This is a genomic window from Leptolyngbya sp. AN10 (assembly GCF_050565645.1).
In the GTDB taxonomy this organism is placed as follows: Bacteria; Cyanobacteriota; Cyanobacteriia; order Leptolyngbyales; family Leptolyngbyaceae; genus Leptolyngbya.
The window spans coordinates 67,855-92,757 of sequence record NZ_JBNXVP010000020.1 but is presented as its reverse complement, the minus strand read 5'-3'; the positions used below and the strand labels follow the sequence as shown (position 1 = coordinate 92,757).

22 protein-coding genes are annotated in these 24,903 nt (G+C 46.7%); 16 read left to right on the top strand and 6 right to left on the bottom strand.

All coding sequences use genetic code 11. The annotated features are described in order from the left end of the window. The first annotated feature begins 2 nt into the window (after window positions 1-2). Window positions 3-662, top strand: coding sequence for an amino acid ABC transporter permease (locus ACQ4M5_RS25540; protein WP_430678531.1), 660 nt, complete (start codon window positions 3-5; stop codon window positions 660-662). Further along, the gene (locus tag ACQ4M5_RS25535) at window positions 655-1,389 is read left to right on the top strand and encodes an amino acid ABC transporter ATP-binding protein (protein ID WP_430678530.1); all 735 of its coding nucleotides are present in this window, start codon (window positions 655-657) and stop codon (window positions 1,387-1,389) included. Before ACQ4M5_RS25540 ends, ACQ4M5_RS25535 begins: the two co-directional genes overlap by 8 nt. Here the strand turns inward: ACQ4M5_RS25535 and ACQ4M5_RS25530 are convergent. Beyond that, on the bottom strand, window positions 1,372-2,607 hold the full coding sequence (locus ACQ4M5_RS25530; protein WP_430678529.1) for an HD domain-containing protein: 1,236 nt from the start codon (window positions 2,605-2,607) through the stop codon (window positions 1,372-1,374). The two genes, ACQ4M5_RS25535 and ACQ4M5_RS25530, sit on opposite strands and share 18 nt — an antisense overlap. Further along, the gene (gene ctpA, locus ACQ4M5_RS25525; RefSeq protein WP_430678528.1) at window positions 2,604-3,848 is read right to left on the bottom strand and encodes a carboxyl-terminal processing protease CtpA; all 1,245 of its coding nucleotides are present in this window, start codon (window positions 3,846-3,848) and stop codon (window positions 2,604-2,606) included. The genes ACQ4M5_RS25530 and ctpA overlap by 4 nt, the downstream gene beginning before the upstream one ends. Before the next feature lie 273 nt (window positions 3,849-4,121). Here ctpA and petB point away from each other — a divergent pair, with 273 nt between their 5' ends. Next, window positions 4,122-4,769 carry a cytochrome b6 gene (gene petB, locus ACQ4M5_RS25520; protein WP_068382559.1) on the top strand — a complete coding sequence of 216 codons (648 nt, stop codon included), beginning with the start codon at window positions 4,122-4,124 and terminating at the stop codon, window positions 4,767-4,769. An 88-nt stretch (window positions 4,770-4,857) separates the two neighbouring features. Beyond that, entirely contained in the window at window positions 4,858-5,340 is a 483-nt protein-coding gene (gene petD, locus ACQ4M5_RS25515; RefSeq protein ID WP_190377482.1) for a cytochrome b6-f complex subunit IV, read from the top strand. A gap of 429 nt (window positions 5,341-5,769) precedes the next feature. On the opposite strand, the gene ACQ4M5_RS25510 is transcribed toward petD, so the two are convergent. Further along, entirely contained in the window at window positions 5,770-5,913 is a 144-nt protein-coding gene (locus ACQ4M5_RS25510; protein ID WP_430678527.1) for a hypothetical protein, read from the bottom strand. 459 nt (window positions 5,914-6,372) lie between these two features. On the opposite strand from ACQ4M5_RS25510, the gene ACQ4M5_RS25505 reads away from it, so the two are divergent. Continuing rightward, on the top strand, window positions 6,373-8,211 hold the full coding sequence (locus ACQ4M5_RS25505; protein WP_430678526.1) for a S8 family serine peptidase: 1,839 nt from the start codon (window positions 6,373-6,375) through the stop codon (window positions 8,209-8,211). A 346-nt stretch (window positions 8,212-8,557) separates the two neighbouring features. Continuing rightward, window positions 8,558-10,180 (top strand): GTPase HflX, encoded by a 1,623-nt coding sequence (hflX, locus tag ACQ4M5_RS25500; RefSeq protein ID WP_430678525.1) that lies wholly within the window; start codon window positions 8,558-8,560, stop codon window positions 10,178-10,180. 50 nt (window positions 10,181-10,230) lie between these two features. On the opposite strand, the gene ACQ4M5_RS25495 is transcribed toward hflX, so the two are convergent. Continuing rightward, complete coding sequence (locus ACQ4M5_RS25495) at window positions 10,231-11,019, bottom strand: 2-phosphosulfolactate phosphatase family protein (RefSeq protein WP_430678524.1); 789 nt, start codon at window positions 11,017-11,019, stop codon at window positions 10,231-10,233. Window positions 11,020-11,288: 269 nt separating this feature from the next. Here ACQ4M5_RS25495 and ACQ4M5_RS25490 point away from each other — a divergent pair, with 269 nt between their 5' ends. The 3 genes from ACQ4M5_RS25490 (at window position 11,289) to ACQ4M5_RS25480 (ending at window position 14,227) form a co-directional block, all read left to right on the top strand. Beyond that, window positions 11,289-12,215, top strand: a complete 927-nt coding sequence (locus ACQ4M5_RS25490; protein WP_430678523.1) for a phosphoribulokinase — start codon at window positions 11,289-11,291, stop codon at window positions 12,213-12,215. Between the two features lie 330 nt (window positions 12,216-12,545). Beyond that, entirely contained in the window at window positions 12,546-13,367 is an 822-nt protein-coding gene (locus tag ACQ4M5_RS25485; protein WP_430678522.1) for a WecB/TagA/CpsF family glycosyltransferase, read from the top strand. Further along, window positions 13,364-14,227, top strand: coding sequence for a polysaccharide deacetylase family protein (locus ACQ4M5_RS25480; RefSeq protein ID WP_430678521.1), 864 nt, complete (start codon window positions 13,364-13,366; stop codon window positions 14,225-14,227). The genes ACQ4M5_RS25485 and ACQ4M5_RS25480 overlap by 4 nt, the downstream gene beginning before the upstream one ends. A 225-nt stretch (window positions 14,228-14,452) precedes the next feature. Here the strand turns inward: ACQ4M5_RS25480 and ACQ4M5_RS25475 are convergent, their stop codons facing one another. Beyond that, complete coding sequence (locus ACQ4M5_RS25475; protein WP_430678520.1) at window positions 14,453-15,607, bottom strand: aminotransferase class V-fold PLP-dependent enzyme; 1,155 nt, start codon at window positions 15,605-15,607, stop codon at window positions 14,453-14,455. A gap of 232 nt (window positions 15,608-15,839) precedes the next feature. On the opposite strand from ACQ4M5_RS25475, the gene ACQ4M5_RS25470 reads away from it, so the two are divergent. Together ACQ4M5_RS25470 and ACQ4M5_RS25465 are read left to right on the top strand one after the other, a co-directional pair. Continuing rightward, window positions 15,840-17,330 (top strand): TM0106 family RecB-like putative nuclease, encoded by a 1,491-nt coding sequence (locus ACQ4M5_RS25470; RefSeq protein ID WP_430678519.1) that lies wholly within the window; start codon window positions 15,840-15,842, stop codon window positions 17,328-17,330. Next, complete coding sequence (locus ACQ4M5_RS25465; RefSeq protein WP_430678518.1) at window positions 17,330-18,106, top strand: MOSC domain-containing protein; 777 nt, start codon at window positions 17,330-17,332, stop codon at window positions 18,104-18,106. The genes ACQ4M5_RS25470 and ACQ4M5_RS25465 overlap by 1 nt, the downstream gene beginning before the upstream one ends. A gap of 193 nt (window positions 18,107-18,299) precedes the next feature. Here the strand turns inward: ACQ4M5_RS25465 and ACQ4M5_RS25460 are convergent, their stop codons facing one another. Beyond that, window positions 18,300-19,112: a nuclear transport factor 2 family protein gene (locus tag ACQ4M5_RS25460; protein WP_430678517.1), complete on the bottom strand. Its 813-nt coding sequence runs from the start codon at window positions 19,110-19,112 to the stop codon at window positions 18,300-18,302. A 137-nt stretch (window positions 19,113-19,249) separates the two neighbouring features. Between ACQ4M5_RS25460 and ACQ4M5_RS25455 the strand changes: the two genes are divergently transcribed. The 5 genes from ACQ4M5_RS25455 to ACQ4M5_RS25435 all read left to right on the top strand — a co-directional run bounded on the left by ACQ4M5_RS25455 (window position 19,250) and on the right by ACQ4M5_RS25435 (window position 24,897). Next, on the top strand, window positions 19,250-19,540 hold the full coding sequence (locus ACQ4M5_RS25455) for a hypothetical protein (RefSeq protein WP_430678516.1): 291 nt from the start codon (window positions 19,250-19,252) through the stop codon (window positions 19,538-19,540). 417 nt (window positions 19,541-19,957) lie between these two features. Beyond that, window positions 19,958-21,040 carry a photosystem II q(b) protein gene (psbA, locus tag ACQ4M5_RS25450; protein WP_430678515.1) on the top strand — a complete coding sequence of 361 codons (1,083 nt, stop codon included), beginning with the start codon at window positions 19,958-19,960 and terminating at the stop codon, window positions 21,038-21,040. Between the two features lie 299 nt (window positions 21,041-21,339). Then, the gene (locus ACQ4M5_RS25445; protein WP_430678514.1) at window positions 21,340-22,509 is read left to right on the top strand and encodes an ABC exporter membrane fusion protein; all 1,170 of its coding nucleotides are present in this window, start codon (window positions 21,340-21,342) and stop codon (window positions 22,507-22,509) included. A 451-nt stretch (window positions 22,510-22,960) separates the two neighbouring features. Next, window positions 22,961-24,196: an FtsX-like permease family protein gene (locus ACQ4M5_RS25440; RefSeq protein ID WP_430678513.1), complete on the top strand. Its 1,236-nt coding sequence runs from the start codon at window positions 22,961-22,963 to the stop codon at window positions 24,194-24,196. A gap of 2 nt (window positions 24,197-24,198) precedes the next feature. After that, window positions 24,199-24,897, top strand: coding sequence for a DevA family ABC transporter ATP-binding protein (locus tag ACQ4M5_RS25435; RefSeq protein ID WP_430678512.1), 699 nt, complete (start codon window positions 24,199-24,201; stop codon window positions 24,895-24,897). Window positions 24,898-24,903 lie beyond the last annotated feature (6 nt).

Sequence of the window (24,903 nt, the reverse complement as noted above, 5' to 3'; positions counted from 1 at the left end):
ATATGAATCTAGATTTTTCTCGTATCTTTTCGGATATTCCTTTTATTCTCGCAGGTGTTCCACAAACTTTATTATTCACGTTTGCCTCTGTATTCCTCGGTTTGATACTCGGAACGGTACTGTCTCTATTTAAGATTTCTGGAATCAAACCACTGGTCTGGTTTGCTCTAGCATATACTTCGATTTTCAGAGGAACTCCGTTACTGTTGCAGCTATCGTTGGTCTATTTCGCAACTCCGCAATTGATTGGATATGATATCACTGCATTACAAGCAGGCGTACTTACGTTTAGTCTGAATTCTGCCGCGTATATGTCCGAAACAATTCGCGCTGGTATTCAAGCCGTCGATAAGGGACAAACTGAAGCAGCGATGTCTTTAGGAGTTCCTTATCCGTTGTTGATGTGGGATGTGGTATTGCCGCAAGCATTGAGAAATATTTTGCCAGCGTTAGTAAACGAAACCATTTCGCTGTTAAAAGATTCGTCGCTTGTTTCAACGATCGGTGTGGTGGAGATTCTTCGGAGTGCCCAAATTGTTGGCGCAAATAAGTTTATTTATTTTGAGCCGCTGATTTTTGCTGGGTTACTTTATTACGTTTTGGTAATGGCATTGACTTTCTTAGCATCCATTCTTGAAAAGAGGTTAAAACGCAGTGACTAACGTTGTTTTACGAACAGAATTTCTCGCCAAATCTTTTGGGAGTTTGAAGGTTTTAGATGATATTTCAACTGAGATTCGACGCGGTGAAGTGGTTGCGATTCTGGGTCCTTCGGGGTCTGGAAAATCTACGTTTCTACGCTGTATGAATTTGCTCGAACGCCCGACGCGCGGACGAGTTTATTTCAACGATGTAGATATCACCACACCGAAAACAGATATTGCAAAAGTGCGTGAAAAATTGGGGATGGTGTTTCAGCATTTCAATTTGTTTCCACACATGACGACGCTGAAAAACGTGACGTATGCGCCGATGAAATTGAAAGGAATGAGTCACGCTCAAGCTGAAGAAAAGGGCAGAGAGTTATTAACTAAAGTCGGTCTGGGTGAAAAGTGTGATACTTATCCGTCGCGCCTTTCTGGGGGACAAAAACAACGAGTTGCGATCGCTCGTGCTTTAGCAATGGAACCCGAAGTCATCCTTTTCGATGAACCCACTTCTGCGCTCGATCCTGAAACCGTGAAAGAAGTGCTCGAAGTGATGAAAGCTCTGGCGAAAACTGGGATCACAATGGCGATCGTGACTCATGAAATGGGGTTTGCTCGTGAAGTTGCCGATCGTATTCTTTTTTTAGATCAAGGCAAACTCGCAGAAGACGCGCCACCCAACGAATTTTTCGGAAACCCAAAATGCGCTCGTGCCCAACAGTTTCTAGAAAAAATGCTGTAGTTTCGTCTTGATTTCACGAGGATAGATTAACCAAACACGCTGTACGGTCTGAGTTAATGTTTGTACCATAGCTGAAAGTTCTCCAATTTCTCGGAGTCCGATCGTGGTTTGAATATTAATTCCTCGATCGTACAGCGTGTAACCCCGACTCACGGCAATTCTCAAGCCACAATAGATCTCCGGATCGAATCCAAGTTGCTTTGTCCAAAGTTGTACTTTTTCGAGTAGCTTTTTGCGATCGCTTTCCGACACATGAGAGATGTCTAAAGCTTTGAGCAAGTCCCGATCGAGAAATCTCCGCGACAAATCCGATAAAATTTCATCTCCATGATTTTGCCACTGCTGCAAATGATAGATAAACGTGCCGTCATCAGTTGCTAAATATTGCGCTAAATCAATTTCGTTATTAATCCAAGCTTTGACATTCTCATCAGCATACAAACCTCCCAGTTCTAATTGATGTTTTGCTTGCTGAAATATCTTTAACAAAACCCAAGTTGCTGCTACATTTTTACGATGGTTGTACACCTGCGAATACATAAAGAAGCGCACGATCAAATAATGCTCGATCGCTGCCATTCCTTTACGTGCGACGACTAATTGCTGAGTGACCGGATCGTATCGCATTGCCATGAGAATTCGATCGAGATCAATCCGTCCGTAAGAAGCTCCAGTAAAGTAACTATCGCGCATCAAATAATCGAGTCGATCGCAATCCAACTGACTTGACACTAATTGCGAAATTAATGGAATTGGATGCTTCTTCAAAAACACCGCTTCAATTTGATCAATCAAATCGGGCGAATGTCGATCGAGCAATTCCCGAATCGGCTTTGATTCTCGCAAAATCCGCCGCGTCCAAACTTCATGATCGCTACCAAAAATCTCTTCAGCGGTGTGACTAAACGCGCCATGTCCAATGTCATGCAACAATGCCGCACAGAGTAAAACCGTTCGATGCGGTAACAATTGCGGATAGTCCCGCGCAATTCGATCGAATGCCCGTCGCGCCACTGCCATCACACCGAGCGAATGCGTAAATCTTGATCCTTCTGCTCCATGAAAGGTCAAACTCGCAGGTCCCAACTGTCGAATCCGCCGCAATCTTTGAAAGGCTGGCGTATCGATTAATTGGATCAGAAGTGACTCAGTTGGATCGCCAGAATTTAGCGCGATCGCTCCATGTAACGGATCGTGATAGACACGCTCAAAATTCACTTGGCTCCTGCAACTAGAGAGTTTTCGGATAGCTCCTCGATCGCAGCTTGGTATTGTGTATCAGATGGCGTTCCCAATTGCTCGATCGTCATTCCTGGATCAAGCGAAACCGAGCGATCGGGCTGGATTCCCAAACGATTAATGTCGGTATGATTTGGCGTTTCGTACTTTGCTACCGTCACCGCTAATCCCGCACCATCAGATAAATCAAACAGCGATTGAATCAAGCCTTTCCCAAACGTTTTCTCACCGATAATCGTTGCCCGTCCATTATCCTGAAGCGCTCCCGCTAAAATCTCACTCGCACTCGCTGTTCCTTGATTTACTAGAACCATGAGCGGATCTTGCGTTAGAGCCTTTCCGGTTGCTTCAAAACTTCCGATCGTGCCCTGCCGATTCACGGTGTAGACGATTTCGCCTTCGTCAATCCAAAGCCGCGCAATCTCAATTCCAGCATTCAGCAAGCCGCCTGGATTGTTTCGCAAATCGAGAATATAACGATCGGCTCCATCGCGTTCAAATTTCGCGATCGCATGAGCCACTTCCATCGTTGCATTCGCATTAAACTGACTCAACCGCAAGTAACCCACTTTCGAGCCGTCTGCTTGTGAACGTAACTCAGCAAAGACCGGATTCACCTCGATTCGATCGCGTACCAGATCAAAATCCCGCTCGAATCCTTCTTCTCGTGCGATCGTCAAAGTGACATGACTTCCCACCACGCCGCGCATTCTGTCTGCCGCTTCGTCGAGGCTTAATCCCTCAGTCGAGACTTCATCAATTTTGAGAATCGTATCGCCCGCAAGAATGCCAGATTTTGCAGCGGGAGAACCGACGATCGGCGAAATCACCTTCAACCGCTTCGTCTCCATATCCAGCGCAATCTGCAACCCTACTCCGGTCAATTCCCCTGACGTACTCGTTTGCAAACTCTTATATTGATCCGGCTTTAACAATCGGGTAAACGGATCATCCAGCACAGCCAACATCTGAGAAATCGCGCCATAAGTCGATTCTCGATTTGGTAACGATTGCTTCAAATATTTCTCACGAATCGCCCACCAATTTCGATGATTGAAAGTCGGATCGACGTAGGCTCGATCGATAATCCGCCAAACCTCGTTAATCAATTTCTGCTCTTCGGTGAGCGCCTTAGCGGGGGCTGCCAGAAATAGGAGTGCAGCCGCGATCGATAACCCAATCACCGTCAGTGAGCGAAGCCAAGTAAGTCGTTTTCCCATAGCGATCGATATTAACGCTAAATCAGGCAATTTGATGCAGTCAAGCCACTCAAGATCATCAGTATGATTCACTTTGCCAGAGAAGCCCGATTCTGACAAAAGTTTTGTCGAACGAAATTATTCTTTACAAAGACTTAAGTTAACGAGTCGAACCCAGAACCCTTGAGAAATCAGCAAAACCCCTGATAAATTGGCTCTTTCCACGCGAAAATCTGTCCTTGGGATATGTTACATTTTTTATGAACAGCAATCATTTTTAGGAACGCTTGCTTTATGGCAAATGTGTATGACTGGTTCGATGAGCGCCTGGAAATCGGAGCGCTTGCCGAAGACGTAACCAGCAAGTACGTGCCTCCCCATGTCAACATCTTCTATTGCTTGGGCGGCATCACGCTGGTCTGCTTTTTAATCCAGTTCGCGACTGGATTTGCAATGACTTTTTACTATAAGCCAACCGTTGCCGAAGCATTCTCCTCCGTTCAGTACATCATGAACGAAGTGAACTTTGGCTGGCTGATTCGCTCCATCCATCGCTGGTCTGCCAGCATGATGGTGTTGATGATGATTCTGCACGTGTTCCGCGTTTATCTCACTGGCGGTTTCAAAAAGCCCCGTGAGTTGACCTGGGTAACGGGTGTAGTCTTGGCAGTAATCACCGTTTCTTTCGGTGTGACTGGATACTCCCTGCCTTGGGATCAGGTCGGCTACTGGGCGGTGAAAATCGTTTCTGGTGTCCCTGAAGCCATCCCAGTTGTGGGAACGCTGATTGCAGACTTGCTGAGAGGCGGCGCAAGCGTCGGTCAATCGACCCTCACCCGCTACTACAGCGCACATACTTTCGTCTTGCCCTGGTTGATCGCCGTCTTCATGCTGGCGCACTTCCTGATGATTCGGAAGCAAGGAATTTCTGGTCCGTTATAAGGATGTTTGGATTTTAGATCTCAAGTAAGATAAATCTAAAATCCAAACTTTTTTGCTGATCTCTAGAGTTAAGGAGAGCCTCCGTTAAATGGCAACCATCAAGAAGCCGGATCTCAGCGATCCTCAATTGCGTGCGAAGTTGGCGAAAGGCATGGGTCACAATTATTACGGTGAACCTGCTTGGCCCAACGATTTGCTTTATATCTTCCCGGTCGTGATTTTAGGCACGATCGCGCTTTGTGTCGGTTTGGCAGTGCTCGATCCTGCAATGAATGGTGAGCCTGCGAATCCGTTCGCAACTCCGCTCGAAATTCTGCCTGAGTGGTATCTGTATCCTGTGTTCAACATTCTCCGCCTCGTGCCGAACAAGCTCTTGGGTGTGGTGTTGATGGGTTCAGTTCCTCTAGGCTTGATCGCCGTTCCGTTCATCGAGAACGTGAACAAGTTCCAAAACCCCTTCCGTCGTCCTGTGGCGATGGCAGTGTTCTTGTTTGGAACGTTTGTCACGATGTGGCTCGGAATTGGTGCAATCTTCCCGGTGAGCCAAGGCTTGACCCTCGGTTTGTTCTAAGGTTGATTTGAAATAGAAATTTGATGCCTGCTGGGTGGCTTGAGGAGATTCGAGCGATCGAGCAGGCATTCTCTTTAAAGGAATTTCTGATGGTTCACTCTGCGAGGCTTTTCAACCTCTGAAGAATGTCTAGAGTTGGAAGCAGGGGCAGAATTTAGAAGTCATTATGATGCAGGAATCATTACACCCAAGCTGAGTGGAACTGTAAATCATAATTCCATTTGTGGGAATTGCTGTTGCCTTCTGAATTTGGCACTGAGGAACCAAGACTATAAAGTTTTTGCGCTCGATATCAAGCTCTGGCTTCCAACCTTTCAAAAATTCCGGTATCCGAATTTGATGGTGATTGCTAGAAAGCCAAAGTTTTGCAGGAATTACCCGCTGATACTCGCATCCTGGGAGATATCAAAACTCACAGAATCAGGGACTTTAAATGTAATACTCGTCGAGAATCTGAAGCAGGTCGCCCCAATCAACATAGGAAGTATTCTGGGTTTTAATGAATGGCGCGGCGGCGAGTGCGGCGTTCTGATTGATGTCGATTTGCTCGTAACCAATAATTTCATCATTCACAAATGAATTGCGCCAGTCCTGGGATGACCCGGTTTCTTGGAAGGTCAGACGATTTAACTGGTCTTCTGTATAAATAGAGCGCGGCGAGGTTGTGTAGGTTTGATACTCTCAGATTACAGACGGAGTCACAGCAATCGTTTGACCAATTGACCTGTATTGACCTCTGATTTGGAAGAAAGAATTTTACTATGGCAAATCGGGCGAAGTGTGTTCGAGTTGGGTGAAATGTTGCTAATCAGCTAAGTTCGGTTAACCTTTGGATGCTTGGCGGTTAGAAACCGCAGCTATACAAACAAAGTGCGCCGCCGCGCACTAACCACTAATTCCATTCGCCACGGCACTCATCTTAATCACACGTTAATCACAGTTCGATCGTGATGAGGATCACCTGATATATCAAGCTTTGACAAAGTGATGCGGGAACTCTGGAGGCATTGTTCCTGATGAATTTATCAAAGTATGGCTTCTACTTGGAGCGCCATTGCTCAACCGACGGATTTAATTGCCTCCAATTTTGCCACAGGTGAAACGAATTGGTTCGCGATCGCAGAAAATCGCATTATCAATCGTGCTTCCCTTCCTATTTCTGATCCGAATCTTCAAGTTGTTGATATTTACGATTACGATCGTGATGGTCGGTCTGATTTGCTTTGGAACGATCGACGTGATAATTCCCTGTTCTTTTCAAATGGTCAGCGTCTGCATACTCTGAATGATTTGAACTGGCAGATTCAGAGAGTTGGAGATTTTGATCGAGACAACGATCGAGATATTCTTTGGCGCAATCAAAGCACCGGACAGATTGCACTTTGGCAATTAAACGGAATGCAAACAGAAACCGGGCAAATTCTCACATCGGTCGATCGGGGCTGGAAAATTGCTGATGTCCAGGACTATGACAGCGATGGCGATTTAGATCTGTTGTGGCGGCACGATCGCTCTGGTGAGAATGTGTTCTGGCAGATGAATGGAACCGCGATCGAGCGTGGATTTGCGATCGCATCTGTGCCCGATCCAAATTGGAAAATGATCGGGAGTGGCGACTTTAATGGCGATCAAAAGTTCGATCTGTTCTGGCAGCATCACCAATCCGGACAGATTGTCATTTGGCAAATGAATGGAATGAGCATCGAGCAAGGAACCCCTTTGTCGATCGCGGTTGATTCAAGCTGGCAAGTCAAAGGCATTCACGATTACAACCAAGATGGAACAGACGATGTTCTCTGGCAGCACGTTCAATCTGGAATGATTCAATACTGGGAAATGACTGGATCGCAACCTCAGCGATCGACCTTCCCAGCAACCTTCAATAATTGGCAAATTCAATCATTCAAACAATCAGAATTCATAACAAAGATACCAACATACAATTCAAATTCTGGCTACGGAATTGTGAACGCTGGAATTGCAGTTGCGGCAGCGATCGGACAAGCTCCATTTGCTCAAGTTCAAAATACTTCCTGGGCACTGGATATGATGAATATTCCAGAAGTTTGGGCGCGTGGATATACAGGTCAAGGAATTACGATCGCAGTCATCGATTCTGGCATTGATTTAACCCATTCGGATCTTCGATCGAATCTCTGGACGAATTCACGAGAAATTGCTGGCAATGGAGTAGACGACGATCGGAATGGTTTTACCGATGATATTTACGGCTGGAATTTCAGCTTAAACAATAACGATGTTTCTCCCTCCAGCGCACACGGAACCGCAGTCAGTGGAATTATCACAGCCGCACGAAACGAGTTTGGAATCACAGGAGTCGCTTACAATTCCAAACTCATGCCAATCCGTGTGACGAATGCCCAAGATAACTGGAACGGTAATTTAGCCAATGCAATTCGATACGCTGTAGATAACGGTGCGAGAGTCATTAATTTATCGCTATGGTGGACAGATTCCCCACAGTTAAGAGATGCACTCGCGTATGCTGCTAGTCGCAATGTGATTACCGTAAAAGCTGCATTAAATGAAGGCGCATCACAGCCGAGTAATCCGGCTCGATATGCGACTCAATTCGGAATTGCCGTAGGAGCAGTCGATCGCGATCGACGTTTCGCCACTTTCTCTAATCGATCGGGCTTTGATCCTCAAATGCGCTATGTTCTTGCTCCCGGTCGCGACATTGAAACCACGATTCCCGGCAATACTTATCAATCCGGTTGGTGGGGCACATCAATGGCAACCCCTTACATTTCTGGTGTGGTTGCATTAATGCTCAGTGCCAATCCGAATCTTACCCATGATCAAGTGCGGCAAATTTTGATCGAATCGACCACAGATGCGATCGTGTAACATTCCTCAGAGGATGTTTGAGAAGGATAAAAAGCGGCTTTGCTGCGTTGTGAGTCCGCCCGGAAATGAATCTCCGGGCTAATGGAAGAAACCCCGCTGAAGCGGGCTGGGAGCGTAATTCGGAGTTCATAGCCCAGTTTAGTGGGCTTCCCCCGATTAGCCCGGAGATTCATTTCCGGGCGGGTGAATGCGATGAACGATCACTTCTCAAACACTCTCTTAGACTTTCTAATTCCTGCCCGCGATCTAGAATGAAAACAGTCGCGTTAGGCAAAGTCTAGTTATCGAAACCGTCTACGGAAACCTCAACGGCTTAAAATCCAGCCAAATTAAACAGCTACAGCGGTTGTATCACCAACGCTTACCGGGCGATCGCATTACGACTGCCGAGTTCGCTCAACGGATCGCCGCGATTAGCTCAGAGATCAGTCAACCTGTCTGCACCTATGTGAATCGTCGCGGTCAAGTGATTCGCGTCGGAGTCGGAACGCTCAGACAGACCCAGATTCCGATGCTAGAACTTCCACGCTACGGGGCAGAACGACTCTGCGGCATTCGCTGTATTGCGACACAACTAAAACAAGATCCGCCGGGTGAATCGATGCTGACAGTGATGGCACTTCAGCGATTAGATGCGTATGTGGCATTAACGCTGACGGGAGGTGGTTTTGAGCGTCGAGGGGGCGGTGCAACTGGATACGTTAGAAGCGCGTACTTAGCTCACCTAGTGCCGCACCCAGAAGCGAATTGGACAATTTCGCCGCCGTTAAGTTTGGACATGATTGCAGAGCAGGATTTTCTGGCACTGGTTGAAGGGCTTGAAGAAGAATTTCGCCGGGAATATGTCGCGCAGCAAGTCGATCGAGATCACGATCAAGTCCTCATCGTCGGATTACAAACGGATAATCAATCTCCACAGGTTTTCAAAACGGGACTGCGAGAATTAGCGCGATTAGTCGAAACCGCAGGCGGCGAAGTGCTGCAAACCATGACCCAGAAGCGTCCCCGTCCGCATCCTCAAACTGTTGTAGGAGAAGGAAAAGTCCAGGAAATTACCTTAGTGGCTCAGACCGTTGGCGCGAATTTGATTGTGTTCGATCGAGATCTTTCCCCCGCTCAAATCCGCAATTTAGAAATGCAGATCGGCATTCGGATCGTCGATCGTACTGAAGTGATTCTCGATATTTTCGCTCAACGTGCTCAGTCTGGAGCCGGAAAGCTCCAAGTTGAACTGGCACAACTCGAATATATGCTGCCGAGACTCACTGGACGCGGGCAAGCGATGTCCCGACTCGGTGGCGGAATCGGAACACGAGGACCTGGAGAAACGAAGTTAGAAACCGAACGTCGATCGATTCAGCGGCGAATTACTCGGCTCCAACAAGAAGTCAATCAGCTTCAGGCACATCGCGCCCGATTGCGACAGCGCAGACAGCATGAAGAAGTTCCTTCGATCGCAGTGGTCGGTTATACGAATGCTGGAAAATCCACGTTATTAAACGCGCTCACGAATGCGGAAGTTTACACAGCAGATCAATTATTCGCAACACTTGATCCAACAACTCGTAGGTTGAACATAACGGATTTAGAAGCGCAAAAGACAACGCAATTACTTCTAACCGATACCGTTGGATTTATACACGAGTTACCACCCTCGCTAATGGATGCATTCCGGGCAACCCTTGAAGAAGTGACCGAAGCGGATGCCCTTCTACACGTTGTGGATCTGTCGCATCCCGCTTGGCAAAGCCAAATTCGAGCCGTTATGCAAATTCTGTCTGAAATGCCGATTAGTCCGGGTCCTGCACTTCTAGCATTTAATAAAATCGATCAGGTCGATGCAGAACAACTCGCGATCGCACGTGAAGAATTTCCACAAGCGGCATTCATCTCAGCCCACGAACGCTTAGGGCTAGAAACACTCAGACAACGATTGTGTCAATTAGTGCGCTACGCCATGTCAAATTAGATTGAAACCTATTAAGTGCCCAGTGGCAGACAACCCAGGGCACAGATCAACTATCTCGAACCAGCCTTGGTCAGTTCTGCATTGAGGACAGAACTCACCGCAGGCGCATACTTCACTAGCGTTCCGATCTCAGTTTGAATCGGCAAAACGTCGATCGAATCCAAGGTCGAACAATACTTCAAATCTTCCAAACAGTTCAACCGCAGCAAGCGCTTTCCGTGGCTTGCGTGATACAGCAAACTCAGCAGATTATCCTGCCACTGTTGATACAGCGCCACTGCACCGACCATTTCATCATTCCCGACCAATTCACCAAGCGAGGTTCCGAGACGATCCGCCACACTCTGGACGATCGCACCTGCACAAACCGTATCTTCCAGCGCAAATGACCCTTCCCAACCTGCACCCACAATCCAAACCGTTTCTGGCTGATGTTCGATCAAATAATCTACGACAGCGTGACGATTGATCAGGGCAGCCGCTAACACCGTCGGAGAAGCCTGAATCTTTTGCAGAGCGCGAGTGCCATTCGTCGTGCTAATAAACAGACGTTTGCCGCCCATCAGTTCCGGAGTGCAATCGAGGGGAGAATTGCCTAGCTCACAGCCTGCCACCTTACTGCCGCCTCGTTCTCCGGCTCGTAAGCGCTTTTCAGGGGGAAGCATCTCGCTTTCATGAATCAACTTATCCATATCGCTGAAAACCTGAACAGCTTCCGCTCCTGAATGTAAAGCAGTCGCGATCGTGCTGGTTGCCCGAAGCACATCAATCGCGATCGCACAATCAGCAGAGTTCTGTACGGGCGTGAGTTCGGGCGTGTGGAAAACAGAAAATTTCATAATGGGTAGTGTAGAGAGACTGCGGAAATCCAAACAAAGTTGAAGGGGGGTCGCAGCCTTCAGAATACTAAATGCAGACCCAATCTGCGAAATATATCTTAACGGCTGACCATAGATTCAAGTCGATGATAGCCCAAACTCGCTATTGGGTGTATGGTATGAGCGGGTTTTGATTCAAAAAAAGAAACATCGTAATGATTCTTGAACAAAACCAACTCAATGAAGCGCTTAGGATGTTTCTATCATTGAAATCTCTTAGGGATCTAATCATGTCACAGCGCCCGATCATTCTTGGCATCGTTGGAGATAGTGCGGCTGGAAAGACCACTCTGACACGCGGAATTGCTCAAGTTCTGGGCGAGGAGAATGTGACGATTATTTGCACCGACGATTATCACAAATACGATCGTACCGAACGCTCTCAAATTGGGATTACTGCGCTTCATCCTGACTGTAATCACTTAGACATCATGCAGCAGCACTTATCTCTGTTGCGATCGGGGCAGCCGATTCTGAAACCGAACTACAGCCACAAGACCGGAACCTTTGAAGCGCCGACTTACATTAAGCCGAATCGGTTCGTCATTATCGAAGGGTTGCTGGGTTATTCGACTCGGCTTGCACGTGATTGTTATGACGTGAAAGTGTATCTTGCACCACCGGAGTCTTTACGCGCCCAGTGGAAGATCAAGCGCGACACTCAGAAGCGTGGATACACGGAGGAACAAGTTCTAGAAGAGTTACGCAAACGAGAACCGGATTCAGCCGAATTTATCCGTCCACAACGGGCTTGGGCAGATATGATTGTGAGTTTTTGTTCTCCCACCTCTACACCAAATGGTCATTTGGATGTGAAATTGGTGTTGCGTCCGACAATTCCGCACCCAGATTTAACTCAAGTAGTGGGCGATGATGCTCCGACTCGATCGGCAATTCGATTAGGACTCGATCGAGACATGGGTAAGCCTGTGGATGTGCTGGAAATTGACGGACACGCCACAAAAGAGCAGGTTGTCCATCTAGAACGATTTATCTGCGATGAACTTCCCGCCTTATCAAATGTCTGTAATCCGACAGGCGATACCGAACTGGGCAAAGTCTCAGGAACGACTGGAGAAATGATTCAGAGCTATCCGCTGGCAATGACACAGTTGTTGATTGTGTATCACATGATCAAGGCAACGAAAGCGCTTTAGACCCTGTAAACGCCGTGACGGGCTTGTGAAATTACTGACTTAATCTCTGTGAATGTGCGGATTCGATCGTCCTGAATACATAAATTTACAGATTTTTTCCTAAGTGACTTAACGCATCGTCTCGACAGGCGCTGATTTATGAACACTTTATATTCACAAGTGCAATTGTAATCTCACCGTAAAAATGCCGAAGCAAATGTCAATTTACACTTGTGTGTTTTTACACTGAACAAGATTCTTGTTAGATGGGTGCTCATTCCGGGAAAACACGTCGGTTTTCTTGATTTCTACCAAGCCTTAAAAAAGTTGAGCTTCCATATTCTGGTTTAAATGATTCCGCAACCATTCAATCCGACGTTCTCGCGCACCGCTGCGCGATCGATTCCACTTGTTTCAGTTTTCGGTATCTCGATCGCCAATGCTACCCGGTCAGAAGCGATCGAGATTATGGAGGAACTTATTCAGCGATCGACTCCTTCCCAAATCTTCCTTCCCAATGCTCATACGCTGAATTTAGCGGTGTCTGACTCGAACTATCACGCTGTTCTCAAGCGTGCCACTTACCGATTTGGGGATGGTGCTGGAATTCGCATTGCCGCTCGAATGAGGGGAGTCAAAATGAAGGCGAATTTGGTTGGAACCGATCTCGTTCCTGACTTTTTTCACGCCACTGCAAATCGAGGCTATCGTTACTTTCTACTGGGTGCAGATCCAGATACGATTCAATGTGCGGCTCAATATGCCAGAAAACGGTTCCCTGGTTGGGAATTAGTGGGATGTCACCACGGATATTTGACTGACCCTGAAACCAGAGAGTCTGCGATCGACCAAATTAAAGCGGCTCAACCCCATGTATTACTCGTTGGGATGGGCAATCCGATTCAAGAAACTTGGATCGATCGCTATCAGCCCGATCAAGTTCCACTTGCGATCGGAGTTGGTGGACTGTTCGATCATTGGGGCGGAAACTTGAAACGTGCGCCTCGCTGGGTGCGATATTTTGGGTTTGAATGGCTCCAACTCTTGATTCAACAGCCCAAAAAATGGCAGCGTTACCTCATCGGTAACTTTACCTTTCTGCTGAATGCCGTTCTGTGTTGGAAGCCCGATCTCGATTTAGCCGCTAAACTCAACCGAAAAAGAATGCGATGAACTCAACCTCAATTAGCCCCCTTCGCTGGCACCTGAAAAAATTGGCGCGTCGGCTGATGGTTCTCTCTAGTCTCGTCCTGAGAGGATTCAAGTTTGGTCACGATCGACGATCGCAGATTCGGGTCTTGACCTATCACCGTTTTGGGTATCAGCCGCGTGATCCGTTTTGTGTCACGCCCAAGGATTTTGAAACTCAGATGGCTTGGCTTGCTCGTCATAAACGAGCGGTTTCCTTGGAGCAGATCGAGCGATTTTTGAGGGGCGAAATTGACCTTCCCAATCACTCAGTGTTAGTGACGATCGACGATGGCTATCAAAGCATTTACGATTTTGCGCTGCCGATTTTGAAGAAATACAATATTCCCGCTGTTGTATTTGTCACCGTCAGCGCGATCGATCATCACGAAGATGCAGAGCCTCATTTAACTTGGAATCAGGTTCGAGAGTTGGCATCTCATATCACAGTGGCATCGCATGGATGGACGCACCGATCGCTTGGCAAAATCAGCCTTGAGGAGATGCAGGTCGAGGTTCTGCGATCGCGCAAAATGCTGGAGCAAAAATTAGGCACTCCAGTCACCGCATTTGCATACCCGTTTGGAACGCTGGCTGATTTTAATGCAACTACTGCAACTGTTTTGCAGGATAGTCACTATCAGTATGCGTTTACGTCGCAGCACGGTTCGATTTCGGAGCGGGAATCGCCCTTGAATCGGTTCTACCTGCCTCGAATTAAAGTGGAGGGAGGCGAAGGATTGTGGATGTTTCGGCTTTTAGTGGGAGGCGGACTCGATCACTGGCGGCTGATTGATCAAACCTTGTGGAAGTTTCAGCAAAGTCCCGATCGTTCAGCCGTGTAATTACAGTGATTGAATTGAACTTGATAAGTAGGAGAGCCAAATTAAACCACTCGTTGGGTTTGGGTTTCGACTGCGCTCAACCCTCGAAGAATCGGGTGTTGCGCGTTGAGCGGAGTCGAAACGCATTTTACGATTAATCTCACCCATCTACTTACACAAATTCTCTTTTTTAAGAGAATCACTCCTAGAGGGAATTTAGAACATTTCACAACTCAGACAAGATCGCTATAAGGGTGAACTGCTAAATCTCTCGATCGCATTCACCAAAAAGTCAATTTCACTCTCAGTTGTGAAGTAATGCACACAAGCCCGAACACAATTTGGATTCAAAATAACCCGCAAAAAGATACTCTGTTCTTCCAAAAATTGCACTAGCTGAGTATGTTTTCCACTTTCTAATTGAAACGAAATTAAACCCGCTTCCGGGGCAGTTTGCTTCAAACATTTCACATCGGATAATTCGTTCAATCGCTGCCACAAATAAGCACTTCGATCGCAGATCATCCGATACCGCTCTTTAGAATATGGCGCATGAAACTCGATCGCATTTCTCAAGGCTGGATACAACGGAATCGCAGAGGTCGCAATTTCATAACGCCGACCATCAGGCTGAAAGCGATCGGGATTCCCTTTTGCATCTGTGATCACACTCCGCCAACCAATGAAAGTCGGATGTAACCTTTCTCGTGCTTCAGGACGCACATACAATCCACCCACACCCGCAGCACCGCACCACCATTTATGTCCAGTAAAGGCATAGAAATCTGCTTGTAACTGTGTCAAATTTAGCGGCAGAACTCCTACCGATTGAGCCGCATCAACTAAAACTTGAACCGATTGAGCATGGCAAATTTCAACCATTTCTTCTAGCGGTAGAACTTGTCCCGTGTTCCAGAGAATGTGACTGATCACAAACAAACGAGTATTCGGTTTGAGGCATTGTTTGACGATCGCACTCGGATCACCCGAATTCAGAGTCTCTAACAAGGGACAAACAGAGACTTCCAAATCAAATCGCCGCTGAAGTTCGCGAACGGCTGCAATGATTCCTTGATGTTCGCAATCGCTGATCAAAATGTGATCGCCATCTTTCCAATCCATTCCCCAAAGTGCAATATTGCAGCCGACAGAAACATCTTCGGTAAGCGTGATCGTATCCGGAGTTGTTCCAAGATCTTTCGCGATCGCATCTCTCGTTAAAGTTCCTTCTTCAACAATCCAAGCATTTGCCGCACTGGAAAACGGACCTAATTCTTGAAAGCGATCGTGCGCTTCGTGCAGGGCTGCGATCGCTGATCGGGGCATCGGTCCTTGTCCGCCATAGTTAAAATACGTTTTACTTTTCAGAAATGGGAATTCACTGCGGTGCTGTTCGAGCATAGAAAAACGCGATCGAGGGCTTCCTAAAAATAACAAACGACTTCGCAATCGTTAAAGCACTAAGAAAACTGTTGCTTAATTTACATTTAAGCTGCCGTTAATTTGATTCGCTTAACATCGCGCTCAAATTGCTTAATATTATTAAACAGATGCAATTTTCGCTTTAGAATCAGACATAATCGATACATCTGATTGATGCCGCAGTCCGCCTAATTTTTGTTAAGTTGTAGGCATGATAATTACTGCTGATCTGCTGCTAAACTATCAACGCTGTAGCCGTCGAGCTTTTCTCGATCGATACGGGGATGCGGAACAAAAAGATCCCCCAAACGATTACTTGCTAAAGCTGATACAAGATAGTGCAGAAAATCGGCGACAAGTGTTGGCAGATCAAGAACACCGAGCGCCATCGTATCGATCGGGCGATTGGCGGAAAGGTGCAGAAGAGACTTTAGACTTAATGCGATCGGGAATCGATCGTATCTATCAACCTGTTTTAATCACTGAGGAAAATGGGGTCGCACTCGTTGCTAATCCAGATTTATTAGTGAAGCAGCCAGGACAATCCATTTTTGGCGATTGGATCTATGTTGCTTACGACATCAAACTGAGTAAGCGTCCAAAGCAGGAATATCAAATCGTGGTTGCTTACTTTGCCAAAGTGTTAGCGGCGGTGCAAGGAGCTTGGGCAGAAGAAGCCTGGTTAATTTTGAAAGAACGTGGTGAATTTGCAGTGGATTTATGGGAAACCATTCCACGCATGGAGACGATTCTTTCGACTTGTATTGACACTCTGAAACATCAACAAGAACCAGAGGTATTTATCTCTCGGAGTCGGTGTAGTTTGTGTCATTGGTTTAGTCACTGTTATGCGATCGCGAAATCCGATAATCATCTTTCTCTGCTTCCCGGTGTGACGCAATCGCGCTATGTTCAACTGCAAGCGTTGAACCTGACAACTTTGGAAGCTCTAGCCGAAACGTCCCCCACTCGACTTGAACCGCTTCCCGGATTTGGTAGTGAAACCGCTCATAAAATTGTTCGACAAGCACGATCGACATTGCAAAACGTGGCGCTTCTAGGTGAAAGTCTCGCAGCGCATACGATGGGTAAACGACCGTTCCGAATGCCTGAAATTCCGACTGCTGCGATCGAGCTTTATTTCGATATCGAAGCTGAACCGAGTTTGAATCTGGTTTATTTGCATGGAATATTAGTCGTCGATCGAATAAATCAAACCGAAACGTTTCATCCCTTACTGGCAGAAACGCCTGAAGAAGAATCGATAGTGTGGCAAAAATTGATTGACTTATTGTGGGCGTATCCGACTGCGCCCATTTTTCATTTTTGCCCCTATGAATTGCAGACGGTTGAACGTCTTGGAAAGTTATTTGAAACACCAGATGAATTAGTCAAACCGTTATTATCGCGATTCGTTGATTTGCATGATTGTGTGACTCAAACTGTTACTTTGCCTGTCGAAAGTTATGCGCTGAAACATATTGCTCGTTGGGTTGGTTTTGATTGGCGAGATTCGAGCGCAAGTGGAGCACAATCGATTTATTGGTACGCGCAATGGTTAGCAACAGGCGATCGCAATTATTTAGACTCGATCGTGATCTACAACGAAGATGATTGTCGGGCGACCTATCAAGTGAAAGAATGGCTGGTAAACTTCTTAGATCAAGCAGTCATACAAAACGAGTTAGGGTACGCAGTCTAATGGCAAAACTCGATCGCATTCTGATTTACCCAATCAAATCTCTTGATCCCGTCTCGGTCAATCAAGCAAAGATTCTTCCTGGCGGTTCGCTGGAACACGATCGAGAATTTTGTATGGTCGATGAGAACGGAACTTGGGTGAATGGGAAACGAACGGCGAAGGTTCATCAGATTCGATCGCAGTTTGATCTAAAGACGCGAATCGTAACGCTCTCAGTTCAAAACGATCGTCCGGTGAGTTTTCATCTCGATCACGGTCGCAGCGGCATCGAAGGCTGGCTGGGTGATTATTTTGGGTTTCGAGTGTTTTTGAAACAAGATTTGACGACTGGATTTCCAGATGATCCGGTTTCTCCAGGACCGACATTAGTTAGTGTTGCAACGTTAGAAAAAGCGGCTTCTTGGTTTGAGGGAATGACAGCGGAAAGTATGCGATCGCGTCTCCGTACAAATTTAGAACTCTCTGAAGTTCCTGCCTTTTGGGAAGAGCAACTCTATTCAGCGGATGAAAGTGCGATCGAGTTTCAGATTGGTGATGTTCAGATTCAAGGAATTAATCCTTGTGCTCGATGTGTGGTTCCGACTCGTGACGCTGTTTTAGGCGATCGATATCCTCAGTTTCAAAAAGTGTTCACAACCCAACGCAAACAAGAATTACCGGATTGGGCAGCGAAAGAGCGGTTCGATCACTACTACCGCATGGCAGTCAACACTCGAATCGCTCCTTCTGAAACTGGAAAAGTTCTTAAAGTGGGTGATGCTTTACAGGGTGTTTGAAAAGCATCAAAGTTCTCTCGCTGCGTTCTCGAGCGCCCCGGAGTGAATTCGGGGCGATCGGGAGAAAGTCCTTTGAAAAGGACTAAAGGCGCAGTGTTGATCTCTTAGTCCCCTTTAGTGGACCTCGTTCCATTAGCCCCGAATTCATTCCGGGGCGGGTGAATGCGATGAACGATATGTTTCAAACATCCTCTTAACGTGGAGCGGGACGAGTTGAACCGCCACCTACGACATTTAATCGCTGAGTTACCATCGTCATGCCACCGTGTCGAACCAGAACCGCAGACACCCATTGAGATCCAGCAGTACTCGGAGCTTTGCCCACTTTGAACAATCCACCAGAGTTCAACACATCTAAATCAGCGGTCGCAGGCTTGAGATATCCAGCAGAATTCACAGGCTCTTGAACCACCGCGCCAAGTAAAAGATCGTTCTCAAGCGGTTCCTGCACGATCGCATCAAAACTAAATTCCTGTCCAGGTCTGACTTGTTCCGGTAAATTCACTTTGACCGAGGGCGGCTTTTCGCCAGTAGTTATCAGATTTCTCTCAGACAAAATCTCTTGCCGAACAATCGCTCGATTTTGGAACTGTTGACGCGATCGCAAAGTGGCATCTAATCTCACCTGCTGTCCGTCTCGCGTCTGAGTTCCCGTAATCCGCGTGACTGTGACTGCTTGAAACCCATTCTGACTCGGCTCCCAAGACTGCAATTCCGTCTTATAAGTGAGCGTTGGATACTGCTTCCAAAGTTGCGACAAAGATTGCTCTAAACTCTGCCGATTCAACCCATCAGAATGCGTGAAATTCGGGCTGTAGAACTTCAAAACTTCTTGAATATTTCTGCGGTTTGCGGCGGCATCAAGTTGAGCGATCGCACTTTTCAATTCTGCCGGAGCGGTTTCTGGAGTGGCGGCAGTTACACGATGAACTGAACCAGATACGATCGCCAAACTCAAACCAATCAGAAACAAAATTTGCAGCGGGGCAGTCAATCTCAGGCGCATAAACACTCACCGAACAACAAGCTTCTAATCACTATACACGTGAATTTTGAGCAAGCCGAACAATCATCTGCATTAAGACGCTATTTTTGTACGATCGCACGTTCTATACTTGAGCTTCATTATCTCTAGGTCGCGCTATGCTTACTCCTGCTCAATCCTCGCAACTTCAACAATGTCTAGAACTGGCACGTGATATCAATCAACATCAAGAAGCGATCGCACAATTCACTCAGCTAAGAGACTCGATCGCTCAAGATGAAGCGGCAAAATCATTAATTGATGGGATTTGGGCGGAAGTCTTAGCGGCTCGTCGATCGTCCGCGTTTTGGCAACAAATGAGCGATGTTGAAAAGGATGTCTCAGAACGTTTGGCTCAAAATCATGTTCAGCTTCAGCAGAACTATCTTCGTCTAATGCAGGAAATGTGACATTAGGTTGATTTAACTTTTGTACGAACTTTTCTAACTGCCTATCTCGCTTAGGAAATCTCCCTAAAAAAACTTAATTATTCGTTCGACTTTCTGTAACTGATATTTTATGAAGTAATGTGATTCTACTTTGTTAAGAAGGTTATCGGAAATACTCGATCGAACTCTGAAATTAAAGAGTTTTCGTCGGTTAAATCAATTGAATTCATATTGCTTAATCGTTTAAGAACGCGATCGCATTCTAGCTGCAAATTTCTACAAAAAATATTATCAATCCATGAAGTATACAGACATAAAATTTCATATTTAGACCCTAGAAAAATAAAGATAGATGTCCATAAGATGAGGGCAGGTAAATAACGGACTCCGAAGTTTACCCACCCTTATTTCTTGTACATTCCAGTAATCATCAAAATCATGACCACAACCTTACAACGTCGCGAAAGTGGCAATGTGTGGGAGCGTTTCTGTAACTGGGTCACTTCAACCGATAACCGGGTCTATGTAGGCTGGTTCGGCGTGTTGATGATCCCTACTTTGCTCTCCGCAACCATTTGCTACATCATCGCTTTTATCGCTGCTCCTCCTGTAGACATCGATGGCATCCGCGAACCTGTTGCAGGTTCCTTGCTGTTCGGCAACAACATCATCTCCGGTGCAGTTGTACCTTCTTCTAATGCGATCGGCTTGCACTTCTACCCGATCTGGGAAGCCGCTTCCTTAGATGAGTGGTTGTACAACGGCGGTCCTTACCAATTGGTGGTATTCCACTTCTTGATTGGTGTATTCGCTTATCTTGGTCGTCAGTGGGAACTCTCCTACCGTCTCGGTATGCGTCCTTGGATCTGTGTTGCTTATAGCGCTCCGGTGTCTGCTGCAACTGCTGTGTTCTTGATCTACCCGATCGGACAAGGTTCGTTCTCGGATGGTATGCCTTTGGGTATCTCCGGTACGTTTAACTTCATGATCGTGTTCCAAGCAGAACACAACATTCTGATGCACCCGTTCCACATGTTGGGCGTTGCTGGTGTCTTCGGTGGATCGCTCTTCAGTGCAATGCACGGTTCGCTTGTCACTTCTTCATTGGTGCGTGAAACCACCGAATCTGAGTCGCAAAACTACGGCTACAAGTTCGGACAAGAAGAAGAAACCTACAACATCGTTGCAGCACACGGCTACTTCGGTCGGTTGATCTTCCAATACGCATCGTTCAACAACTCGCGTGCACTGCACTTCTTCTTGGGTGCATGGCCCGTCGTTTGCATCTGGTTTACCGCGCTGGGTATCTCCACGATGGCATTCAACCTGAACGGATTTAACTTTAACCAGTCGATCTTGGATTCTCAAGGTCGCGTGGTGAATACCTGGGCAGACATGATCAACCGTGCGAACTTGGGAATGGAAGTAATGCACGAGCGTAACGCTCACAACTTCCCGCTTGACTTGGCTGCGGGTGATCAAACTCCCGTTGCAGTTCAAGCTCCTAGCATCAACGGCTAATTAAAAAAGTGCGGGGGTTACTCCTGAAGCAACGCCCCGCATTATAACCCTTGATTGAAAGAAATCCCTCGGCTTTGGTCGGGGGATTTCTGCTTTTATCTAGATTACACTTAACAAAACTTATTCTCCAGTTCGTTTTGGACAATTTGGAGGTGAGGGATTAGCTGTAAATTCCGCCTCTCGATCGAGTAACTTTTCCCGATCGAACCCTTCACATTCGGTAATAATAGACTCATATCATAAATTTCGTGTCCGTTCTTTTCTGAGATCGCCACGATCGTGCTACTAGGAGTTCCGCTGTGAAGTTCAAACCGCTGATGAAACCTGCTGGAGCGCGGACTGTCTTAATTGGGTCTGCGATCGCTCTTGCATTCACTGGATTTGGCATTTTCTCGTATTCGATTTTCCGTCCCAATTCACAATCCTCTTCGGCTGAGATTTCAGCGCCACCTTCGGACACAGTAGACGCGGTGAGTGCGTTGGGACGATTGGAGCCAGAAGGCGGCGTGATCAAAGTCTCGGCTCCGACTGCTTCTGCTGCTGGTGGATTCGGCGGATCGCGTGTGGAACGAGTTCTGGTGAAAGAAGGTGCAAGGGTGAAAGCAAATCAGCCTTTAGCTGTTTTAGATACGTATCAAACGCTTCTAGCATCCGCGATGCAGGCGGAAGCTCAGGTGAAAGAAGCAGAATCGCGATTGGCTCAGGTGCAAGCGGGTGCGAAACAAGGCGATATCAATTCTCAGAGAGCGACGGTTTTGAGAGCACAGGCAGAATTGCCGAAAGCGGAAGCCGAATTTTTCAAAGTCGATGCAGAATATCAGAAAGCGAAGCGAGATTACGATCGCTTTACCAGACTCTTCAAAGAAGGGGCGGTGAACGAATTAGAAGTGAGTAATCGTAAGCTCACGTTAGATACGACTGAGAAGCAGCGCCAGCAAGCCGCTCAAGTCATTCAACAAGCACAACTCGAACTCGAAGGGGCAAGACAAACTCTGAGCAGTGTTGCCGAAGTTCGCCCAACGGATGTGCAACAAGCGCAGGCAGGTGTCCAAGTTGCGATGGCGAATTTTCAGCGATCGAAAGCAGATTTAGATAAAGCGATCGTGCGTGCGCCTGTAGACGGTCAAGTGCTGAAAATTCACACTGATCCGGGCGAAGTTGTTGGCAATGATGGCGTTGTGGATCTCGGTCGCACGAATCAAATGTATGTGGTGGCTGAAGTCGATGAGAATTCGATCAACAAAGTGAAAGCGGGACAACGGGCGAAAATTACCGGATTTGCGTTTCCAGGGGAAATGATGGGAACGGTCGATCGAGTTGGATTACAGATTCGGAAAAATGAAGTCTTGAACACTGATCCCGTCGATCGAACAGATACGCGAGTGGTCGAAGTGAAGATTCGGCTAGATAATAGCGAACCCGTAGCAGGATTGACGAACTTGCAAGTGAGAGTCGCGATCGAGCCTTAGAGGGCGTTTGAAAAGTATCGTTTATTGCATCAATCGCCCCTCGAATGAATTCGGGGCTATCGGAACAAAGTCTGTTGAAACAGACTGAAGAGACTGCTACGATTGGCTTTCAGTCCACTGAAGGGGACTTCACTCCGATAGACCGTGATTTCTAATCACGGGCGAACTGCACTCGAAGCAAGGACCTTCTTGTACTTCTCAAACATCCTCTAAGAGGATAAAAAGTTCTCGCTACGTTGTGATTCCGCCCCGGACTGGAAGTCGGGGCTATTGGTACAAAGTCCTTTGAACAGGACTGAAATCCTTTGAACAGGACTGAAATCCTTACTCCACTTGGTTATTAGTCCCTTTAGTGGACTTCGTTCGATTAGCCCCGATTTTAATCCGGGGCGGGTGAATTCGGTGTCCGCTACGTTTCAAACATCTCTTAAAGTCTGTAAATGAGTAGTCTATGTTTGCGATTCCCTTAGCTTGGTTGCAACTGAAACGTGAGAAAGTTCGGCTCTTAGTCGCACTGGCTGGAATTGGATTTGCAGTAATTTTGATGTTTCTGCAATTGGGATTCCAGGATGCACTGTTTGAAAGTGCAATCACGCTGCACCGCAATATTGAAGGTGATATCTTTCTGATTAGTCCTCAATCGACTTCGCTGATTGCGATGAAGAGTTTTCCTGAACGGCGATTGTTTCAGTCGTTGGGATTTGCAGGCGTGAAGTCGATTAGCCCGATTTATATTGGGTTTGGGATTTGGAAAAATCCATTTTGGCAAGGTCCGCCTGCACCGCAAACTCGGAGTATTTTGGTAATTGGAACGAATCCGGGCGATGACATTTTTGCGGTTCCGGGCGTTTCGGAAAATCGATCGAAGATTCGTTTAACCGATGTCGTTCTATTCGATAGTGCGTCTCGTCCTGAATTCGGTCAAGTATCAGAGCGATTTCAAGCATTAAATTCTTCTGATCCTGCGATTCGCACGGAGGTTGAATCTCGTCGAGTTGAAATCGGTGGATTGTTCCGGTTAGGGGCTTCTTTTGGAGCGGACGGTAACTTGATTACGAGCGATCTGAATTTTCAGCGCATCTTTCCGAGCCGCGATCCATCTTTGATTGATATCGGTGTGATTAAACTTGAACCGGGTGCAAATCTAGAGCGAACTTTAGAACGATTCAAGAATTTGCCCGGAGAGCGGCGGGTTGATCCGAATAAAAAGCTTCAAGAAACGAAAGAAGATTTTGTTGTCGGTGATGTGCGCGTGATGTCGAAGGCGGCATTTATAGCATTTGAGCAGAACTATTGGAAAGACAGTACTGCGATCGGGTTTATTTTCACGTTAGGAACTGCGATTGGGTTTGTTGTTGGAACAGTAATCGTTTATCAGATTCTCTACACCGATGTGGCTGATCACTTAGCTGAATATGCGACTTTGAAAGCGATGGGCTACAAGAATCGCTATCTGTTGTCGATCGTATTCCAAGAGGCGTTAATCTTGTCAGTAATGGGGTATATTCCTGGCTATCTACTTTGTATTGGGCTTTACAATCTCACTCGCAATGCAACTTCTCTACCATTAGCAATGACATTATCGCGAGGCATAATTGTGTTATGTCTGACTATTCTCATGTGTGTGATTTCGGGTGCGATCGCAGTTCGTAAAGTTCAACAAGCTGATCCGGCTGACATTTTCTAATTATGCCAAACGATTCCATCATCGATATCCAGAACGTTAATCACTACTACGGCACAGGACGATTGCGGAAACAGATTCTCTTTGAGGTCACAACCGCGATCGAGCCTGGAGAAGTGGTGATTATGACAGGTCCTTCTGGTTCTGGAAAAACGACTTTGCTGACCCTGATCGGAGCACTCCGATCGACTCAAGAAGGTAGTATGCGAGTGCTTGGACAAGAATTGCTCAATGCTTCAGAACGCGAACTGGTCGAACTGCGGCGAAATATTGGCTACATTTTTCAAGCTCATAATTTGCTTAATTCGCTCACGGCTCGACAGAATGTGCAAATGTCGATCGAGCTTCATACTGATATTTCTCAAGCTCGATCGCGTGAAATGGCAGAGTCGATGTTAGCAGCGGTCGGACTGGGTGAATGGGTGAATCAGTATCCGAGTGAGCTATCTGGCGGACAAAAACAGCGAGTTGCGATCGCTCGTGCCCTTGTTTGTAATCCGAAGATTGTTCTGGCAGACGAACCTACTGCTGCACTCGATAAGAAATCCGGTCGAGATGTAGTGGAAATTATGCAGAATTTGGCGAAGAAACAGGGAGCCGCGATTTTGCTGGTAACGCATGACAATCGAATTTTGGACATTGCCGATCGTATTATCAATATGGAAGACGGACGACTCACTTCTCTTGAAGTCGCACCTGCGTGATTTGTC

Excerpts from the sequence above, each read along its gene's own strand:
- ACQ4M5_RS25490 (WP_430678523.1), top strand. The coding sequence starts at position 11,289 with ATGTCACAGCGCCCGATCATTCTTGGCATCGTTGGAGATAGTGCGGCT.
- ACQ4M5_RS25485 (WP_430678522.1), top strand. The coding sequence starts at position 12,546 with ATGATTCCGCAACCATTCAATCCGACGTTCTCGCGCACCGCTGCGCGA.
- ACQ4M5_RS25435 (WP_430678512.1), top strand. The coding sequence starts at position 24,199 with ATGCCAAACGATTCCATCATCGATATCCAGAACGTTAATCACTACTAC.
- ACQ4M5_RS25455 (WP_430678516.1), top strand. The coding sequence starts at position 19,250 with ATGCTTACTCCTGCTCAATCCTCGCAACTTCAACAATGTCTAGAACTG.
- petB (WP_068382559.1), top strand. The coding sequence starts at position 4,122 with ATGGCAAATGTGTATGACTGGTTCGATGAGCGCCTGGAAATCGGAGCG.
- petD (WP_190377482.1), top strand. The coding sequence starts at position 4,858 with ATGGCAACCATCAAGAAGCCGGATCTCAGCGATCCTCAATTGCGTGCG.
- ACQ4M5_RS25475 (WP_430678520.1), bottom strand. The coding sequence starts at position 15,607 with ATGCTCGAACAGCACCGCAGTGAATTCCCATTTCTGAAAAGTAAAACG.
- ACQ4M5_RS25495 (WP_430678524.1), bottom strand. The coding sequence starts at position 11,019 with ATGAAATTTTCTGTTTTCCACACGCCCGAACTCACGCCCGTACAGAAC.
- ctpA (WP_430678528.1), bottom strand. The coding sequence starts at position 3,848 with ATGGGAAAACGACTTACTTGGCTTCGCTCACTGACGGTGATTGGGTTA.
- ACQ4M5_RS25460 (WP_430678517.1), bottom strand. The coding sequence starts at position 19,112 with ATGCGCCTGAGATTGACTGCCCCGCTGCAAATTTTGTTTCTGATTGGT.
- ACQ4M5_RS25440 (WP_430678513.1), top strand. The coding sequence starts at position 22,961 with ATGTTTGCGATTCCCTTAGCTTGGTTGCAACTGAAACGTGAGAAAGTT.
- ACQ4M5_RS25505 (WP_430678526.1), top strand. The coding sequence starts at position 6,373 with ATGGCTTCTACTTGGAGCGCCATTGCTCAACCGACGGATTTAATTGCC.
- ACQ4M5_RS25540 (WP_430678531.1), top strand. The coding sequence starts at position 3 with ATGAATCTAGATTTTTCTCGTATCTTTTCGGATATTCCTTTTATTCTC.
- psbA (WP_430678515.1), top strand. The coding sequence starts at position 19,958 with ATGACCACAACCTTACAACGTCGCGAAAGTGGCAATGTGTGGGAGCGT.
- ACQ4M5_RS25480 (WP_430678521.1), top strand. The coding sequence starts at position 13,364 with ATGAACTCAACCTCAATTAGCCCCCTTCGCTGGCACCTGAAAAAATTG.
- ACQ4M5_RS25470 (WP_430678519.1), top strand. The coding sequence starts at position 15,840 with ATGATAATTACTGCTGATCTGCTGCTAAACTATCAACGCTGTAGCCGT.
- ACQ4M5_RS25465 (WP_430678518.1), top strand. The coding sequence starts at position 17,330 with ATGGCAAAACTCGATCGCATTCTGATTTACCCAATCAAATCTCTTGAT.